Source organism: Streptomyces sp. HUAS MG91, from assembly GCF_040529335.1.
GTDB classification, from domain to species: Bacteria; Actinomycetota; Actinomycetes; order Streptomycetales; family Streptomycetaceae; genus Streptomyces; species Streptomyces tabacisoli.
Window position 1 is genome coordinate 4050590 of the sequence record NZ_CP159534.1, and the last position, 16859, is coordinate 4067448.

Genomic DNA, 16859 nt, shown 5'->3' on the forward strand with positions numbered 1-16859 from the left:
TTCGGGTCCTCCAGATGCTTACTTGAGTGGATCTGACTCAAGAGTGCACGACACTCGCCTCAGAGTCAACAGACCTGAGTCGACCCCACTCAACTTTCATCTCCTCCTTATCCGCAATGCGGCCGGAAAACCCTGCCTGACCTGCGGTTTCAGAGCTCGTCGTTGTCCGGGTCATAGGCGTTGTAGAGGTGCGCGGGCAGCTCCTCGTCCTCCCGCAACGCCTCGAAAAGCGCCTCCGACTGATCCTCGACCGGCATGTAGCGGCCCCAGTAGTCCGGGTGCTCGACGCTCGGCACGGTGACGATCGCGGTCCGCGCCGCCGGCACCTGGCCCGCCGCCTCCGCGAGCCCGTACAGCTCGCCCAGCGAGTCCAGGCCACGGTCGGCGGTCACCGAGGAGGTCGCCGCGTCCAGCACCGGGTACAGCCGCGAGGTGTGGTCCAGCAGCCCCGCCCTGCGCACCTGCCCGAGCAGCAGCCGCACGAACTCCTTCTGCCGCTCGATGCGCTGCAGATCACTGCCGTCGCCGACCCCGGTCCGGCCCCGGACGAAGACCAGCGCCTGCTCACCGGTCAGGTGCTGCTCGCCCTCGTCGAGGACGACCTTGCCGCCGGGCACCCGCATCCGCTGCGGCACCTTCACGTCGACGCCGCCGAGCGCGTCCACGACCTTCTCGAACCCGGTGAAGTCGACCACCATGTGGTGATCGACGCGGACCCCCGTCAGGTCCTCGAAGGTACGGATCGCGCAGGCCGCGCCGCCCCGCTCGAAGGCCCAGTTGAACTGCGCGTACTCGGGCTCGCTGCGCTCCCCGTCGGGCAGCTCGCAGTCCGGGATGTCGACCATCAGATCGCGCGGCACGCTCACCAGCGCGGCCCGCTTCCGGTCCGCCGACAGGTGCAGCAGCATCGTGGTGTCCGAGCGCTGGCTGTCCTTCGTGGCCTCGATGTCGGAGCCCATGACCAGGATGTTCTGGGCGCCCGCGCGCAGGGCCGCGGGCCGCCGGTGGTGATCCGCGTCCAGGGCCCGGTCGGTGGCCTCGTCGGTGCGGATGTTGCCGTCGAGCCGGGCGTACGCCCACGCGCCCGCGCCCGCCGCGGCGGTCAGCAGCAGGACGAGGACGAGCAGCGTGCGGCGCACCCAGCGCCGGGCCGGGAGGAGATCACGGAATGCCATGCACAAGCTCTTCCACGCCGTACGCCGCCCGAGCCGTCCTCCCCTCGACCGTGTACCGCTGCGCGTCGGCCCGGCAGGCGCGCCGCAGGCACGCCAACCGCCGTGGCCGGGTGAGGAGTTCGGCGACGGCCGCGCCGTAGGCGTCCGGGTCGTCGGGGGCGACGACGGCGTTGCGGCCGTCCTCCAGACAGCCGAACCCGGCGCCGGTGCCCGCCCGATCCGTGACCACCAGCGGGGTGCGCAGCGCGAACGAGTCGGCGGCGAGCCCGCCCACGGCGCCGGGTGCGAGCAGCACGTCGGCCGCCGCCCCGAGCAGCGCCCTGCGGTCGTCCGCCGCGGCGTCCGCCACCCGTACGACGTGCGCCCCGTGCCGCTCGACGGCCGCCCGCAGCTCCCCGTCTCCGGCGACGAGCAGCCGGAACCCGGGCAGCAGCGCGGCGGCCCGGTCGGCGGCGGCCAGCAGGAACGGCACCCGGTCGGCGGCGTCGAGCCCACCCGCGTACAGCCCGGTGAGCCCGGGCCGCAGCCCGTACCGCGCCCGTACGTCCCGCACCCGCTCCTCGGTGATCCGGTCCCGGGCGGCGGCCAGCGCGCCCGGGGCGCTCACGCGCGCTCCCGTACGACGGCGGCGTACAGGCGCTCGGTGCGCTCCACCCACACCGGCTCCCCGTACCGCTTGGCGTGGACCGAGCGGCAGTGTTCGCGCAGGGTCGGGAAGATCCGGTCGGCGGCGGCGAGCGCGGCGGGCAGCGGGGCGTCCGGGGCGGTGACGGTGCCGGTGCCCTCGGCGCGGACCGCGCGGGGCACGGCCGAGCCCTCGAAGGCGAGCACGGGCAGCCCCGCCGCCAGCGCCTCCAGATAGATCAGCGGGACGGCGCCGTCGTGCCAGCGGCTGGGGAAGACCAGGCCCCGGTACCCGGTCAGCGACCGGCGCAGGGCGCCCCGCTCGCCCACCCCGAGGAACCGGACGGAGGGCGGCGCCGCGGCCCGGCACTCGCGCTCCAGCGGGCCCGTGCCCACGACGTCCAGGCGGCACCGGGCGGGCCAGCGCCGCAGCAGGCCGAGGATCCCGCGCTCCACGGCGAGCCGCCCGACGCACACCCACGCCGCCCGCTCGGCCGGGCCCGGGTCCGGCACCGGCGGGACGTGGTCGGGGATCAGGGCGAGCCGCTCGGGCGGCATCCCGGCCGCGAGCCAGCCGTCCCGGCTCGGCTCGGACAGCACCACCGCCCGGTCGGCGCGGCGCAGCAGCGGGTCCCGCAGCGGCGGCCGGTGCCGGTGCAGCGTCACCACCAGCGGCCCGGCCCACTCGGCGACCCGGGCCCGCTCGGCGCCGGGGGTCAGCTGGTGGACGTGCACCACGTCCGGCGCGAACGCCCGCAGCTCCTCCGCGGTGTCCCGTCCGGCACCGGCCCGGACCAGCCGCACCTCGTGACCGGCGCGGGTCAGCGCGGCGGCCTGGTCGAGGACGGCGTCGTCCTCGCCGCCGGGCACGGACGCCCCGGAGAAGCCGTGGACGAGCGCGACCCTCATGCGCGGGCCGTCGCGGGCGCCAGGTGGTCCCCGAGCCCGAAGCGCGCGAGCGTCAGATCGTCCCCGGACTCCTCCCGTACGAGGGTCAGGTCGTCGCCGAACTCGCCGGCGCCCGCGACGGCCTCGGGCAGTTCGGGCCGGTGGCCGACGTGCAGCAGCACCCGCTCGCCGGGCGCGACGACGTCCTCCCACATCCCGTCGAGCCGCCGGATCCAGGCGCTGTCCCGGTCCCCGAGCGCGTACGGCAGCACCTGCCAGGCGGTGTCGCGGGCGGCGGCCCTGCGCACCCCGGCCCGGTCGCCGCCGAACGGTTCGAACGACACGATCCGGCCCCGGTAGCCCGCGCGCCGCAGCGCGCGCCCGAAGGCACCGTCGGGGCGGCCCGACTCCAGCACCAGGTCGATCTCGTGGCGGTCGAGCTGGCGCACCAGGCGGCGCGTCCGGCCGAAGCTCAGCATCTCTCTGCTCCCTTGCGTCCCATGGCTCCCCCGGTTCCCCCCAGTTCCCAGGTCACCCCCGGTCCGGCCCGCCGGACCGCCGCGTACACCGGCACGCGCAGCAGCAGCACCACCGCGACGGCGGCCGCCACGACCGGCCACCACGCCACCGCCGCGCCGAGGGCGCCGCCGTGCGGCAGCACTCCGGTCACCGTGGTGAGGGCGGTGGCGGCGCCGAGCACGACGGCGACGCCGCGCGCGGTCAGGCCCAGGCGGCGCAGCCGGTGGGCGATGTGGTCGGTGCCGCCGCGCAGCAGCCCGCGCCCGGCCCGGCGGCGGGAGACCATGACGAGCACCGTGTCGGTGGTGGCCACCGCGGTCACCGCGAACAGCACGGCCGGCGTCGCGGGTTCCTCGTGCCCGGCGGTCACGGTCAGCGCCGCGCACGCCACGAGGAACCCGGTGAACAGGGCGCCGCTGTCGCCGAGCACCACGCGCGCGGGATGCCAGTTGTGCATGAGGAATCCGGTGAGCGAGGCGGCGAGCAGCGCGAGGACCACGGCCAGCGAGCCGTTGCCCGCGACCCCGGCGCCCACGCACAGGCCGAGCGCGGTGACGACGCCGACCGTGCCGACAGCGCCGTCGGAGTTGTCGAGCAGCTGGAAGGCGTTGGCCACGAAGACGATCCACAGCACCGCGAGCGCGCCGGTGACGAGGCCGAGCTGGGTGCCGTGCACGACGGCGGTCGCCGCGCCCGCCTGCACGATGACCCGGGCCCGCGCCCCCATCGGCCGCAGATCGTGCAGCAGCCCGAGCACGGCGACGGCGCCCGCGGCGAGCAGGAGGGTGGCGGTGCCGGAGCCGAGCGGGGCGAGCCCGGTGGCGGCGCCCACGGCCGCGACGGCGCCGATGGCCGCGGCGACGGCGACCCCGCCGACGCGCGGGGCGGTCCTGGTCCTGCCCCGGGCCGCCTTCACGGGCCGGGCCACGCGCAGGGCGAGGGTGCGCAGGGCCGCGGCGAGGGCGGCGGTGAGCAGCAGCGCGGTCGCGGCGGCGGCCGCTCCGTACAGCACGTCAGGCCCGGACCTGTGCGGCGGGCGGGAAGAGCGCCGGGGCGGCGGGGCCGGGGAAGGCGCCGCCCGCGTCGAGCAGCGCCGCGTCCACGATGTCGACGAGGCCCCGGCGCGGCTCCCAGCCGGTGAGTTCGCGCAGTTTGCGGGTGTCGGGGATGCGCCGGTCGGGTTCCTCGAAGCCGCTCCCGGCGCCGCCGTACACCTCCTCGTACGGGATGAACCGCAGCGGCGAGGGGGAGCCCGCGCGTTCGACGACGATGCCCGCGAGGTCGCCGATGGTGGTCTCCTCGGCGCTGCCGACGTTGAAGACCTCGCCGTTCGCGCCGGGGTGGCCGAGCAGTCGCAGCAGCGCGTCGACGACGTCGGCGACGTGTGCGAAGCAGCGGCGCTGGGTGCCGTCGCCGTGGACGGTGAGCGGCTGTCCGGCGACGGCCTGCGCGGCGAGCCGGGGCACGACGGTGCCGTACGCGGGCGACTGGCGCGGGCCCGCCGTGGCGAACAGGCGGGCCACGGTGACCGGGAGGCCGTACTCGCGGTGGTGGCCGAGCGCGAAGAGTTCGTCGACGGCCTTGGCCGTGGGGTACGCCCAGCGGGCGACGGTGGTCGGGCCGAGGATCCGGTTGGCGGTCTCGGCGACCGGGCCGGCGCCGTTCTTCCCGTAGATCTCGCCGGTGGAGGCGAGCAGCAGGGGGCGGCCGTGGCGGTGGGCGGCGCCGACGACGTGCTCGGTGCCGCGCACGGTCGTGGTGAAGGACCGCAGGGGCTGTTCGGCGGTGTGCCGGACACCGGTGGCGGCGGCCAGGTGGGTCACGCGGTCGCAGCGGGCGGTGAGTTCGTCGACGAGCCGGGCGTCGAGGACGGAGCCGCGCACGAAGCGCAGCCGCGGGTCGGGCCAGGCGTGGGCGATGTTGGCGCGGTCCCCGGTGGACAGGTCGTCCAGGACGACGACGGTGTGGCCCTGCGCGAGGAGCGCGTCCGTCAGATGCGAGCCGATGAAGCCCGCGCCGCCGGTGACCAGGTGTGTCAGAGGTGCGGTCGTCATGGGCCCCTCGGTGAGTTGCGGGTGCGGTGTCGGGGTGACAACGGTGGGTCGCGCCCACCCGGAGCCCTACATAAGTTATTCCGTTATGTCCAAATATGGGGCGAATAACACGATCAGCTTTGGCCCGGCACCGGCGCCGCGTGAGGGGACCCTCAGCGACGCAGATCACCACGGCGCCGACTACATTGCGATTGCGTAAGTGGGTAGTCTCAGACGGACTGCATAAGTTACCGCTTAGTAATCACCACCTGTCCCGAGAAGACTCCCCTCGCAGGCCCGAGGAGCCCCCAAAATGCAACTCGCCGCGATCATCGTGTCGCTGGCCCTGATCGTGGTCGGCGTAGCCCTGTTCGTCCGGGCCATCGCCCAGATCTACCGCTTCATGCGGCTCGGCCAGAACGTCCCCGCAGGCACCCGCACCGACGAACCCGTCCAGCGCACCGTGACCGTGGCCAAGGAGTTCCTCGGCCACACCCGGATGAACCGCTGGGGCGTCGTCGGTGTCGCGCACTGGTTCGTGGCGGTGGGCTTCTTCTCGCTGCTGCTGACGATCGTCAACGCCATCGGCCAGCTGTTCCAGGCCGACTGGCTGCTGCCGATCATCGGCGAGTGGGCGCCGTACAACATGTTCGTCGAGTTCATCGGCACCATGACGATCCTCGGCATCGCGGTCCTCATCGTCATCCGCCAGCTGAGCCGCCCCGACAAGCCGGGCCGCAAGTCCCGCTTCGCCGGGTCGAACTTCGGCCAGGCGTACTTCGTCGAGGCCGTCATCCTCATCGTCGGCGTCTGCATCTTCATGCTGCACGCCCTCGAAGGCGCCCAGCACCACGTCGACGGCTACGAGGCCTCGTTCTTCATCTCGTACCCCGTGGTCGACGCGCTGTCGGGCCTGGACGTCTCCACGCTCCAGAACCTCACGTACTTCTTCGCCGGCCTGAAGATCGCGACCTCCTTCATCTGGATGATCACGGTCGCCCTGAAGACCGACATGGGTGTCGCCTGGCACCGCTTCCTCGCCTTCCCGAACATCTGGTTCAAGCGCAAGGCCGACGGCGACACCTCGCTGGGCGCGCTGCTGCCGATGACCTCCAAGGGCGAGGCGATCGACTGGGAGGACCCGGCCGAGGACGCCGTCTTCGGCGTCTCCCAGGTCGAGCAGTTCTCCTGGAAGGGCCTGCTCGACTTCTCCACCTGCACCGAGTGCGGCCGCTGCCAGTCGCAGTGCCCCGCCTGGAACACCGGCAAGCCGCTCTCCCCGAAGCTGCTGATCATGTCGCTGCGCGACCACGCGCACGCCAAGGCCCCCTACCTGCTCGCCGGTGGCGGCAAGTCGATGGAGGGCGAGGAGCAGGCGACCGAGGAGCAGCTGAAGGACGTACCGGCGGCGGCTCTCGCCGAGGCCGAGCGCCCGCTGATCGGGACGCACGAGGAGAACGGCGTCATCGACCCGGACGTCCTGTGGTCCTGCACCACCTGCGGCGCCTGCGTCGAGCAGTGCCCGGTCGACATCGAGCACATCGACCACATCGTCGACATGCGCCGCTACCAGGTGATGATCGAGTCCGCGTTCCCGTCCGAGGCGGGCACGATGCTCAAGAACCTGGAGAAGAAGGGCAACCCCTGGGGCCTGGCGAAGAAGCAGCGCCTGGAGTGGCTCAAGGAGCTCGACTTCGAGGTGCCGGTCGTCGGCAAGGACATCGAGGACCTCACCGAGGTCGAGTACCTCTACTGGGTCGGCTGCGCGGGCGCACTCGAAGACCGCGCCAAGAAGACGACGAAGGCCTTCGCCGAGCTGCTCAACATCGCGGGCGTCAAGTTCGCGATCATGGGCGGCGACGAGAAGTGCACCGGTGACTCCGCCCGCCGCCTCGGCAACGAGCCGCTGTTCCAGCAGCTCGGCCAGGAGAACGTCATGGCGCTGAACATGGCCTTCGGCGAGGAGTACGACGACGACGGCAAGGTCACCGACGAGTCGAAGAAGCCGAAGACGGCCAAGAAGATCGTCGCGACCTGCCCGCACTGCCTCAACACGATCGGCAACGAGTACCCGCAGATCGGCGGCGACTACGAGGTCATCCACCACACCCAGCTGCTCCAGCACCTGGTGGACGAGGGCAAGCTCGTGCCCGTCACCCCGGTCGAGGGCATCATCACGTACCACGACCCGTGCTACCTGGGCCGCCACAACAAGATCTACACGCCGCCGCGCGAGATCATCGGCAAGGTCCCCGGCCTGCGCAACGAGGAGATGCACCGCCACAAGGAGCGCGGCTTCTGCTGTGGCGCCGGTGGCGCGCGGATGTGGATGGAGGAGCGGATCGGCAAGCGCATCAACAACGAGCGCGTCGACGAAGCCCTCTCGCTGAACCCCGACATCGTCTCGACGGCCTGCCCGTTCTGCCTCGTCATGCTGACCGACTCGGTCAACGGCAAGAAGAACGACGGCAAGGCCAAGGAGTCCGTCCAGGTCGTCGACGTCGCCCAGCTGCTGCTCGACTCGGTCAAGACGCCGGCCGACCCGGCGGGCGAGCCGGAGTCCGAGGACGCGCCGGAGCCCGAGCCGGTCAAGTAACCGACTCCGTACGCCACTTGAGGGCACCCCGTTCCGACGGGGTGCCCTTTCGTTTGTCCCGTCCCGTACAACCCTCGCGCCTGATCCCGTGTCGAACCAGGCACCGGCAGAGGAACGGGCCCTTTGCCGGTCATACCCCCGCGCTGCCCGGCCTTCCTTCTCCACGAGAGACTCAGGAGCCGCACGTGCGCAAGAACCGTACGGCCGCCCTAGCGGCGGCCTCCTTCCTTCTGCTCTCCGGCGCGTTCATCGCCGCCGCCCCGTCCGCCTACGCGGGCATCCCCGGCGGCACCAGCGCCAACGACCGCAACACCGACTTCAACGGCGACGGCTACGACGACGTGCTCGTCGGCGCCCCCGGAGCCACCGTCGGCGGCCACGCCGGCGCCGGACTCGTCACCGTCCAGTACGGCGGCCCGAACGGCATGGGAACCTCCCGCGCCGCCGTGCTCAGCCAGAACACCGCCGGAGTGCCGGGCAGCGCCGAGAACGGCGACGCCTTCGGACAGGCCGTCGCCACCGGCGACCTCGACGGCGACGGCTACGACGACGCGATCGTCGGCGCGCCCGGCGAGGACCTGGGCACCGTCGCCGACTCCGGCGGCGGCGTCGTCCTGTGGGGCACCCCCAAGGGCCTCGTCGGCACCGAGTCCACCGGCCTGGAGGCCGACGTCCCCGGCAAGGGCCGCCACTTCGGCTCGGCGCTCGCCGCCGCGCACTTCACCGACACCACCGACGGGGACCTGGTCGCCGTCCTCGACTCCGTCGGCGTCGCCCTCTTCCAGTACGAGGCCACCCCGGCCGCGCGCTCCGGCTCCGCCGCCAAGCACCTCGAACGGCACTCCCGCACCGACTTCGCGGCCAAGGCGCCCAAGGCCCGCTCGGCCGCCGCCGAGGAACCGCCCGGCATCGACCCCACGGGCCTGAGCACCGGCGACTACGACGCCAACGGCTACGCCGACCTCGTCGTCTCCGGCATCTCCGCCGACGACGACAGCAACCACGGCTGGTCCTACGTCCTTCAGGGCTCCGCCTCCGACACCGACCCGCTGCCCGTGCTGGCCCTGCGCGGCGGCCCGGTCGTCGCCTCCGGTGACATCAACGGCGACGGCAAGGACGACCTGGTCACCGGCGAGCCCCAGGGGCCCGACGAGGGCGGGGAGTCCACCGCGGGCGGCATGATCGGTGTCTACTACGGCTCCGACGCGGGGCCCGCCGGGGAGGCCCAGTGGTGGACGCAGGACAGCCCCGGGGTGCCGGGCGCGCACGAGCGCGGTGACAAGTGGGGCGCCGACCTCTCCGTCGGGGACTCCAACGGGGACGGGTTCGCCGACGTCGCCGTGGGCGCGCCGGGCGAGGACATCGGGACCGTGGCCGACGCCGGCGCGGTGTGGGTCCTGCGGGGTTCCTCCGGCGGGCTCACGGCCACCGGCGTACGGGACTTCAACCAGGACACGGCCGGGGTGCCCGGGGTGCCCGAGAAGGGCGACAAGTTCGGCGCGCAGGTCGCCTTCACGGACCCGAACGCCGACCACCGCTTCGGCCTCCTGGCCTCGGCACCCGGCGAGAACGCCGCGGAGGGCATCGTCTGGGTCTTCTCGGCAACCCCCTCCGGCGTGACGGCGGCCAACTCCTGGACCTACGGCCCGACCTCCCTGAACGCCCCACCGACGGCGTCCCGCTACGGCTCGGCGATCGACGACTAGCGGCACCAAGGCACCCCCGGCCGTCGTCCGGCTGACGGCCGGGGGTGGCCACGGACGTGACGAACGCGGCACCCCGCCCCCCTTAACCCCGCCCCCGACGCCCGCCATGATGGGGAGGCTGTGAAGTCATGAGGTGAGCGGGGACGTTGCGATGCCAGGCACAGGACGCGGCACAGGAAACCCGGCGCGACGCACCACCGTCGCGACCGCGACCACGAGCGCCGCAATCCTCCTCGCCGCGCTGACCGGCTGCAGCACCGACGACACGGCCGCCGCCTCGGCAAGCGCCCGCCCCACCACCCTGACCGGCAAGAACGCCCGTACAGCCGAACAGCCCGTCCCCCGCGGCAGCGGATCGCGGACCGCCTCCGATTTCAACGGGGACGGCGCCCCCGACCTCGTACTGGACGATCTCGCGCACGACGGCCTCGGCGACGACGCCGGCATCGGCATCGTGTACGGGAAGAAGGGGCACGGACTGACCCCGGGCGTACGGCAGTTGCTGTCCCCGGCCACGTACGCGGCCACGACGAAGGGCCGGACCCCGGCGGCGTTCGCGTCCGAGGCGAGCTGCGATCTGAACGCGGACGGCTTCACCGACCTCGTCGTGTCGACCGACCCGCCCTACGACGGCCAGGGCCGGCCGCCCGTCCCCCTCCAGATCCTCTTCGGCTCGCCGGGCGGAATCGCGGGCAAGGGCGTGAAGGTCGCGATCCCGGCGAAGGCGCGGCTCGGCAACGACTGGCCCGACCAGCCCGTGTGCGGCGACTTCGACGGCGACGGCAAGGCCGACCTCGTCGTGCACGCCAGCAACGGCGGCCTCTCCTTCCTCCCGGGCCCCTTCACCCGTTCCGGCGCCCCGCGCTCCACGGCCCGCCTCGTACCGTCCTCAGGAAACGTTCCTGCGGGCCCCGCGGCCGACGTGAACGGCGACGGCACCGACGACGTCCTGGTCCGCGCCCACGGCGGCGCCGCCCGCTCGACCGTCGCCCTGGGCGGCCCGAACGGCCCGCAGACGGCCGGGCCCGCCTACCCGACGGGCACGGACGTGGCGTTCGGCCGCTCCGGCCCGGCCGTCATGACCGCCGACGGCATCGTGCTGAAGAACGGCCGCACCCTCGCCGTCCCCGGCACCGCGCTCGACACGGCCGACCTCGACGGCGACGGCCGTACGGACCTGATCGCGTCCGGCGACGGGAAGATCCGCCTGGTCGCGGGCGGCACACGCGTGGTGCAGCACTCCCCGGGCACCGGCCGGGTGATCGCCGTCGCCGACTACGACGGCGACGGGCGGGACGACCTGGTCGTCCAGCGCGTCCCGGAGTCGGCCCCGGCCAGGGACTCCGTGGTGGTGCTGGCGGGCGCGCGGACGTCGTCACTGCTGGCGGCGAAGCCCCGACTCACCTTCTCGACGGCCGAGTTCACCGCGGACATCACCCCCTGAGTGCTCCGGGCTCTCATCGGTTCCCTCTTTCCCGAACTCCTCACAGCCCCCGTACAACCCTTGTACCTCCCAACGAGTCTCCTCTTCGCCGACCTGGAGGTCATGCACGGGACAACTCCCGGCAAACGACAGCCGAACGGCACCTCATCGACGCGGATGTCCGCCAGACATCCCCTTTCCCGCGCAGGAGCCCACCGCATGGCCAAGCACAGACGTACTCCCGCCACCTCCCCGGCCCGCATCCGCCTCGCGACGGCGACGGCGGCCGCGGCCGCGCTGACCGGCGGGCTGCTCGCCGCGTCCGCGGGCTCGGCGGGCGCGGCCGACTCCGTCCACCACCCGCAGGCGGACTTCAACGGCGACGGCTTCGGCGACCTGGCGGTCTCCGCGGGCGACGCCACGGTGTCCGGGCACAAGGAGGCCGGCCAGATCGTGGCCCTGTACGGGTCGGCGAGCGGCATCACCTCCGCCAAGCGGTCCACGATCAGCCAGAACACGGCGGGCGTCCCCGGCTCCGCCGAGACGAACGACCACTTCGGGTGGAGCAGCGCCTACGGAGACTTCAACCATGACGGCTACGACGACCTCGCCGTCGCCGCGTCGTACGAGAAGGTCGGCAACGACGTCGACGGCGGCACCGTCGCCATCGTGTGGGGCTCGCCGAGCGGCCTCACAGGCGGCACCACGATCCCCGACCCCGCCGTCTCCTCGCACGACCGCTGGGGTCAGGCCCTGGCCGCGGGCGACTTCAACGGCGACGGCAAGGACGACCTGGCCATCGGCTCGTCCTCCTCCACCCTGTACGTCTACAAGGGCAGCACGACCAAGTCCGCCTCGCTGGGCGGCCACTACACCGTCAAGCCGAACATCGTCAGCGGCAGCGGAGCGGGACCGGCCACCCTTTTCGCGGGCGACGTGAACGGCGACCGGAAGACCGACCTCGTCGCCAACGGCTACGAGACCAGCAGCGCCGAGGGCTGGAACACCAACTACTACCTTCCCGGCTCCTCCTCCGGCCTGACCACGAGCGGCGCCAAGCAGCTCAAGCGCGGCATCATCACCGGCATCGGCGACGTCAACGGCGACAGCTTCGGCGACATCGTCACCGGCCAGGAATGGGACCCGAACCTGAAGAACCCCGACGGGAGCACCTACACCGTCCCCGAGTCCGTCACCGGCGGCCAGATCCACGTCACCTACGGCTCGGCGTCCGGCCCGGCCGCCGTCACGAACATCACCCAGAACTCCGGTGACGTACCCGGCAGTTCGGAGCGCGGTGACTGGTTCGGCAGCGAGCTCGCCCTCGGCGACATCAACGGCGACTCCTTCGCGGACGTCGTCGTCGGCGCCCCCGGCGAGAACCTCGGCTCCGCCGTCAACACCGGCGCCGTCACCGTCCTGTACGGCTCCGCGAACGGCCTGAACACCGCGTCGGGCACCCAGTTCTTCGCCCAGTCCACGGCCGGCGTGCCCGGCGGCGACGAGAAGGACGACTTCTTCGGCAGCGAGGTGAAGCTCACCGACGCCAACAAGGACGGCAGGGCCGACCTGGTCGTCGGCGCCGTCGGCGAGAACGACTACAACGGCGCGCTCACCTACCTCCCGTCCAACGGCAGCAAGATCACCACGACGGGTGCGCGCAGCATCTCCGCGAGCGCGGCGGGCGTGGACACCGCCGGCTACCCGGAGTTCGGCGCGAACGCGGCCAACTGATCCACCGGCCGGCCCCCTAAGGGCCCGGTGACACACGCCCCGTAGGGGATGTCACAGCTCAGCCGCAATGCCGGGCCCGATCCCCGGGCCCGGCATCGGCCCCGGCAAAAACAGGTACGTTCGACTACGTGGCTGGATTCAGGAACGGACGCGGCCGGGACAACCGCGAAGCGCCCCAGGGCCCCCCGCAGTACTACGGCGGCGGTGGTCAGCAGCAGTGGCCCCAGGGCAACAACGGCGGCGGGGGCGGATACGGCGAGCCCGAGTACTTCGGCGACCCGCGGCAGGCGCCCCACCCCCAGGGAGGCGGCGGCTACGACCCGTACGCGGCCAACAACCCGGGCCACACCCAGGCGTTCTCGGTGAACCCGGACGAGGACCCGTACGGCCAGGGCTCCACGTACCAGGCGGGCGCGGCCCCGGCCGGTCCCGTCGGCCCCCGCCTGCACTGGAAGGACCTCCTCACCGGAGTCGTCTTCCGCCCCGCGCCGACCTACCTCCAGATGCGCGACTACGCGATGTGGGCCCCGGCCCTCATCGTCACGTTCCTCTACGGGCTGCTCGCCATCTTCGGCTTCGACGGCGCCCGCGAGGACGTGATCAACGCCACGCTCTCCTCGGCGATCCCCTACGTCCTCACCACGGGCGTCGCGGTCACGATCTCCTTCTTCATCCTCGGCGTGGTCACCCACACCCTGGCCCGCCAGCTCGGCGGCGACGGCGCCTGGCAGCCCACGGTCGGCCTGTCCATGCTGATCGCCTGTCTCACGGACACCCCGCGCCTGCTGGTCGGCATGTTCCTCGGCGGCAACGAGATGTTCGTCCAGCTCCTCGGTTGGGCGACCTGGGTGGCGGCGGGCGCCCTGCTCACCACGATGGTCTCCAAGTCCCACGACCTCCCCTGGCCCAAGGCCCTCGCGGCCTCGGCGATCCAGCTGGTCGCCCTGCTCTCGATCATCAAGCTGGGCACGTTCTAGTCACTCCCGCACGCACGCGAAGGGGCCCGGCACCGTCGAACGGTGCCGGGCCCCTTCACGTACCCACGGGCGGTCTCAGGCGTCGAGCACCTGACCGTCGCGCTTCACGACGGGAGGCTCGACACTCCACGGGAAGTTGATCCAGTCGTCGGTCCGCTTCCACACGTACTCGCACTTCACGAGCGAGTGCGACTTCTCATAGACGACCGCCGACCGCACCTCGGCCACGGTGTCCAGGCAGAAGTCGTACACCAGCTTCAGCGTCTTGCCGGTGTCGGCGACGTCGTCGGTGATCAGGACCTTCTTGTTGGAGAAGTCGATGGCGTTCGGCACCGGCGCCAGCATGACCGGCATTTCCAGCGTTTCGCCCACACCGGTATAAAACTCGACATTGACGAGGTTCAGGTTCTTGACGTCGAGCGCGTACCCGAGGCCGCCCGCGACGAAGACGCCGCCGCGCGCGATGCTCAGGATGATGTCGGGCTCGTAGCCGTCGTCCGCGATGGTCTGCGCGAGCTCGCGGATCGCGACCCCGAACTTCTCGTACGTGAGGTTCTCGCGCACGGGGGCCGTACCGCTGCTGTCACTCATGTCGCTGCCGCTCACACCTGGGTCCGATGGAAATTGAGGAAGGAACGCGAGGCCGTCGGCCCGCGCTGTCCCTGGTAACGCGAACCGTAGCGCTCGCTCCCGTACGGGAACTCGGCGGGTGACGACAGACGGAACAGGCACAGCTGCCCGATCTTCATCCCCGGCCACAGCTTGATGGGCAGCGTGGCGAGGTTCGACAGCTCCAGCGTCACGTGGCCGCTGAAGCCCGGGTCGATGAAACCGGCGGTGGAGTGCGTGACCAGCCCCAGGCGGCCGAGCGAGGACTTCCCCTCCAGCCGCGAGGCGATGTCCTCGGGCAGCGAGATGACCTCGTACGTGGACGCCAGCACGAACTCGCCCGGGTGCAGGATGAACGGCTCGTCGCCCTCCGGCTCCACCAGCCGCGTCAGATCGCTCTGCTCGACGCTCGGGTCGATGTGCGGGTACTTGTGGTTCTCGAACACCCGGAAGTAGCGGTCGAGCCGCACATCGATGCTCGACGGCTGAACCATCGATTCGTCGTAGGGATCGATCCGTACCCGTCCGGAGTCGATCTCGGCCCGGATGTCCTTGTCTGAGAGAAGCACGCACCGAGGATACGCAGAGCGCGCGGGCCCGCCACAATCGGCGGGCCCGCGCGCTTTGACCTGGTCCGTACGACTACCTACCGCTGCCGCGGTCCCACAGGAACGGCATGCCGCAACCGAGCACACTTCGGACACCGGATGAGCCGGCCTGGACCGAGACGGTCGGCCTGCTGCATCGGGAACGAAGCGGTGCTGAACACGTGCCCTTCGGCACATCGGACGACGGTGCGCTCCAACGAGTCCATCAAGTCCCGGAGTCCCTTCCCCACGAGCCATTGGGCCAGTTTCCTGACCGACGACGGGGTCACATTACGGGATGAAAGGGACGCGGATCCAGGCGGCACTCCGACCTCGGGACACCCCTGAGAAACCCTCGCGCGGTCCGCCCACCGTACGCCTCAACTCCCTTCACCCGCAGTCACTTCCATGCCGCACAACGCAGCCGGGCCCCGGCGGCTTGAGCGCCCGGGGCCCGGCATGGGGTACAGTGTCCGGCAGTACGGGCCGCTTCAACGGCGGTACTACGCGGGTGTAGTTTAATGGTAGAACATAAGCTTCCCAAGCTTAGAGCGCGAGTTCGATTCTCGTCACCCGCTCCACAGTTCAGAGCACTCAGGGCCCAGGTCGTCGACCGGGGCCTTTTTTGCTGCGCGATTCCGCTCGGGCGGCGCGACCGCAGAGCCTCGTCCAGCCTCCACCACTCGACCCGCGCCCTCCATGCCTCTTCCGTCTCCCCATAGAGGACGGCGTTCGTCACCGGCTCGGAGAGCATGGGAGGGGGAGGGCCGGAGGTCTGGCAAACCCACCATTCTCGATGGTCATTCTTCTCTTGACGTGCAGCTTTGCCGTCCCTAAGGGCCGTCCCGTAACTGCCCCGGCGTGGGTGGTCCATGGGCAGTCCGTCGCTCTCAAGCGGTGAGTTGAGAGACTCCTGTCATGGGATCTTGGGGAGCCTTGGGGCCGGCGCTGTTGTCTCTGGCAGGCGTTGCGCTCGGTGCAGGCGGGTCACTATTTGGCCAGTACCTGGTGTCGCGAGCAAGCGGCCGGCAGCTTGAGATGCAGGAGTCGGCCGCGCACCGTGCGGAGCTGAAAAACGTGATCCTGAAGTTCGTGAGCGTCGCGTCGCAGGTGGAGAAGGCCGCGTTCATGCTGCCGCTTGATGGCGGGACCGTCTCGGATCCCGTGCTCGACCAACTCGTCGATGACCTGTGGCTTGCGCAGGCGGAGATCGACCTGACGGCCAGAAGCGAGCCTCTGCGGGGCGCTACGTATCGTTATGCGGCGCGCCTCACTGAGGCGGCCCGAGGCGAGATAGCCGACGTGGCGTCACTGCGTGGGTCGCAGGTTCAGTTCATGGACGCCTCGTATGACGACCTGTGGCCAGGACAGCGACGGGGTGTTCACGAGTGGGGGTGACCTGCATCGCCAGCGGACTCTGAAGATCTTTACCCGTTCGCTTGGTGATCGTTCCCCATGCGGAGGTCCGCCGATTCCGCGGGTGAGCTGGGATGGGTCGTCAGTCGGCGGGCTTCGGCGATGACCTCGCCGTCGATCTCCGCCTCTGTGGTGTCGCTGTACTCAAGCGTGTCGTATTCGTCATCGAGCAGGGCGAGCTGTTGGGTGAGTGGCAGCTCGTGCCCAAAGCGGCTGTGAATCCGGACGGTGAGCTCTGACGGGGTCAACTCGCCAGCCAGTAGGCGTCGTGCCAGTGCTCGTGCGGCGGCTTCCTGGGCGGCAAGGCTGTCGACGGGGTGCAGGACAAGGCCGAGCTCGTCGAGCGCTGGTGGGAGCAAGTCGTGTACGTCGTAGTCGGCTTCGCTGCCGGTGCAGGCGGCGAGGATGCGCAGTGCGGGGCTGTCGAGTCCGGCGACGAGTGCGTCGCACGCGGCGCTGATCACATTGGCGGCCGGGATTTCCCCGATGCGCCACAGTGCGGTCTGGTCCTGCAGGGCGAGGGCGGCTGATTCGGTCGGCGTCACGAGCTCATGGTCGTTGTGCCGAGGGAA

15 protein-coding genes and 1 tRNA gene are annotated in these 16859 nt (G+C 71.5%); 7 read left to right on the top strand and 9 right to left on the bottom strand.

The window, feature by feature from the left end:
• Nucleotides 1-149 precede the first annotated feature (149 nt).
• From ABII15_RS18325 to ABII15_RS18350, 6 genes are read right to left on the bottom strand one after another with little or no spacing between them, the layout of a single operon-like run.
• On the bottom strand, nucleotides 150-1175 hold the full coding sequence (locus ABII15_RS18325) for an LCP family protein (protein WP_353943404.1): 1026 nt from the start codon (nucleotides 1173-1175) through the stop codon (nucleotides 150-152).
• A complete protein-coding gene (locus tag ABII15_RS18330; protein ID WP_353943405.1) occupies nucleotides 1162-1782 on the bottom strand; it encodes a glycosyltransferase in 621 nt (206 codons plus the stop codon). The genes ABII15_RS18325 and ABII15_RS18330 overlap by 14 nt, the downstream gene beginning before the upstream one ends.
• The gene (locus ABII15_RS18335; protein ID WP_353943406.1) at nucleotides 1779-2708 is read right to left on the bottom strand and encodes a glycosyltransferase; all 930 of its coding nucleotides are present in this window, start codon (nucleotides 2706-2708) and stop codon (nucleotides 1779-1781) included. The genes ABII15_RS18330 and ABII15_RS18335 overlap by 4 nt, the downstream gene beginning before the upstream one ends.
• Nucleotides 2705-3166 carry a hypothetical protein gene (locus tag ABII15_RS18340; protein ID WP_353943407.1) on the bottom strand — a complete coding sequence of 154 codons (462 nt, stop codon included), beginning with the start codon at nucleotides 3164-3166 and terminating at the stop codon, nucleotides 2705-2707. The genes ABII15_RS18335 and ABII15_RS18340 overlap by 4 nt, the downstream gene beginning before the upstream one ends.
• Nucleotides 3160-4218: an MraY family glycosyltransferase gene (locus tag ABII15_RS18345; RefSeq protein ID WP_353943408.1), complete on the bottom strand. Its 1059-nt coding sequence runs from the start codon at nucleotides 4216-4218 to the stop codon at nucleotides 3160-3162. Before ABII15_RS18345 ends, ABII15_RS18340 begins: the two co-directional genes overlap by 7 nt.
• A gap of 1 nt (nucleotide 4219) precedes the next feature.
• Complete coding sequence (locus ABII15_RS18350; RefSeq protein ID WP_353943409.1) at nucleotides 4220-5260, bottom strand: NAD-dependent epimerase/dehydratase family protein; 1041 nt, start codon at nucleotides 5258-5260, stop codon at nucleotides 4220-4222.
• Nucleotides 5261-5552: 292 nt separating this feature from the next.
• Here ABII15_RS18350 and ABII15_RS18355 point away from each other — a divergent pair, with 292 nt between their 5' ends.
• From ABII15_RS18355 to ABII15_RS18375, 5 genes are all read left to right on the top strand, one after another.
• A complete protein-coding gene (locus ABII15_RS18355) occupies nucleotides 5553-7835 on the top strand; it encodes a (Fe-S)-binding protein (RefSeq protein WP_353943410.1) in 2283 nt (760 codons plus the stop codon).
• Between the two features lie 185 nt (nucleotides 7836-8020).
• Nucleotides 8021-9541, top strand: a complete 1521-nt coding sequence (locus tag ABII15_RS18360) for an esterase (RefSeq protein WP_353943411.1) — start codon at nucleotides 8021-8023, stop codon at nucleotides 9539-9541.
• A 151-nt stretch (nucleotides 9542-9692) separates the two neighbouring features.
• A complete protein-coding gene (locus ABII15_RS18365; RefSeq protein WP_353943412.1) occupies nucleotides 9693-10985 on the top strand; it encodes a VCBS repeat-containing protein in 1293 nt (430 codons plus the stop codon).
• Between the two features lie 198 nt (nucleotides 10986-11183).
• Nucleotides 11184-12698 carry a VCBS repeat-containing protein gene (locus tag ABII15_RS18370; RefSeq protein WP_353943413.1) on the top strand — a complete coding sequence of 505 codons (1515 nt, stop codon included), beginning with the start codon at nucleotides 11184-11186 and terminating at the stop codon, nucleotides 12696-12698.
• A 128-nt stretch (nucleotides 12699-12826) separates the two neighbouring features.
• The gene (locus ABII15_RS18375) at nucleotides 12827-13675 is read left to right on the top strand and encodes a Yip1 family protein (RefSeq protein WP_353943414.1); all 849 of its coding nucleotides are present in this window, start codon (nucleotides 12827-12829) and stop codon (nucleotides 13673-13675) included.
• A gap of 75 nt (nucleotides 13676-13750) precedes the next feature.
• Here the strand turns inward: ABII15_RS18375 and ABII15_RS18380 are convergent, their stop codons facing one another.
• Together ABII15_RS18380 and dcd are read right to left on the bottom strand one after the other, a co-directional pair.
• Entirely contained in the window at nucleotides 13751-14266 is a 516-nt protein-coding gene (locus ABII15_RS18380) for a phosphoribosyltransferase (RefSeq protein ID WP_353943415.1), read from the bottom strand.
• Nucleotides 14267-14277: 11 nt separating this feature from the next.
• Nucleotides 14278-14853 carry a dCTP deaminase gene (gene dcd, locus ABII15_RS18385; protein WP_353943416.1) on the bottom strand — a complete coding sequence of 192 codons (576 nt, stop codon included), beginning with the start codon at nucleotides 14851-14853 and terminating at the stop codon, nucleotides 14278-14280.
• 525 nt (nucleotides 14854-15378) lie between these two features.
• Here dcd and ABII15_RS18390 point away from each other — a divergent pair.
• Nucleotides 15379-15452: transfer RNA gene (locus ABII15_RS18390), tRNA-Gly, on the top strand.
• Nucleotides 15453-15789: 337 nt separating this feature from the next.
• Nucleotides 15790-16269, top strand: a complete 480-nt coding sequence (locus ABII15_RS18395; protein WP_353943417.1) for a hypothetical protein — start codon at nucleotides 15790-15792, stop codon at nucleotides 16267-16269.
• Nucleotides 16270-16298: 29 nt separating this feature from the next.
• On the opposite strand, the gene ABII15_RS18400 is transcribed toward ABII15_RS18395, so the two are convergent.
• On the bottom strand, nucleotides 16299-16832 hold the full coding sequence (locus ABII15_RS18400) for a hypothetical protein (protein ID WP_353943418.1): 534 nt from the start codon (nucleotides 16830-16832) through the stop codon (nucleotides 16299-16301).
• Nucleotides 16833-16859 lie beyond the last annotated feature (27 nt).

Excerpts from the sequence above, each read along its gene's own strand:
- ABII15_RS18325 (WP_353943404.1), bottom strand. The coding sequence starts at position 1,175 with ATGGCATTCCGTGATCTCCTCCCGGCCCGGCGCTGGGTGCGCCGCACG.
- ABII15_RS18335 (WP_353943406.1), bottom strand. The coding sequence starts at position 2,708 with ATGAGGGTCGCGCTCGTCCACGGCTTCTCCGGGGCGTCCGTGCCCGGC.
- ABII15_RS18340 (WP_353943407.1), bottom strand. The coding sequence starts at position 3,166 with ATGCTGAGCTTCGGCCGGACGCGCCGCCTGGTGCGCCAGCTCGACCGC.
- ABII15_RS18350 (WP_353943409.1), bottom strand. The coding sequence starts at position 5,260 with ATGACGACCGCACCTCTGACACACCTGGTCACCGGCGGCGCGGGCTTC.
- ABII15_RS18355 (WP_353943410.1), top strand. The coding sequence starts at position 5,553 with ATGCAACTCGCCGCGATCATCGTGTCGCTGGCCCTGATCGTGGTCGGC.
- ABII15_RS18365 (WP_353943412.1), top strand. The coding sequence starts at position 9,693 with ATGCCAGGCACAGGACGCGGCACAGGAAACCCGGCGCGACGCACCACC.
- ABII15_RS18370 (WP_353943413.1), top strand. The coding sequence starts at position 11,184 with ATGGCCAAGCACAGACGTACTCCCGCCACCTCCCCGGCCCGCATCCGC.
- ABII15_RS18380 (WP_353943415.1), bottom strand. The coding sequence starts at position 14,266 with ATGAGTGACAGCAGCGGTACGGCCCCCGTGCGCGAGAACCTCACGTAC.
- ABII15_RS18395 (WP_353943417.1), top strand. The coding sequence starts at position 15,790 with ATGGGATCTTGGGGAGCCTTGGGGCCGGCGCTGTTGTCTCTGGCAGGC.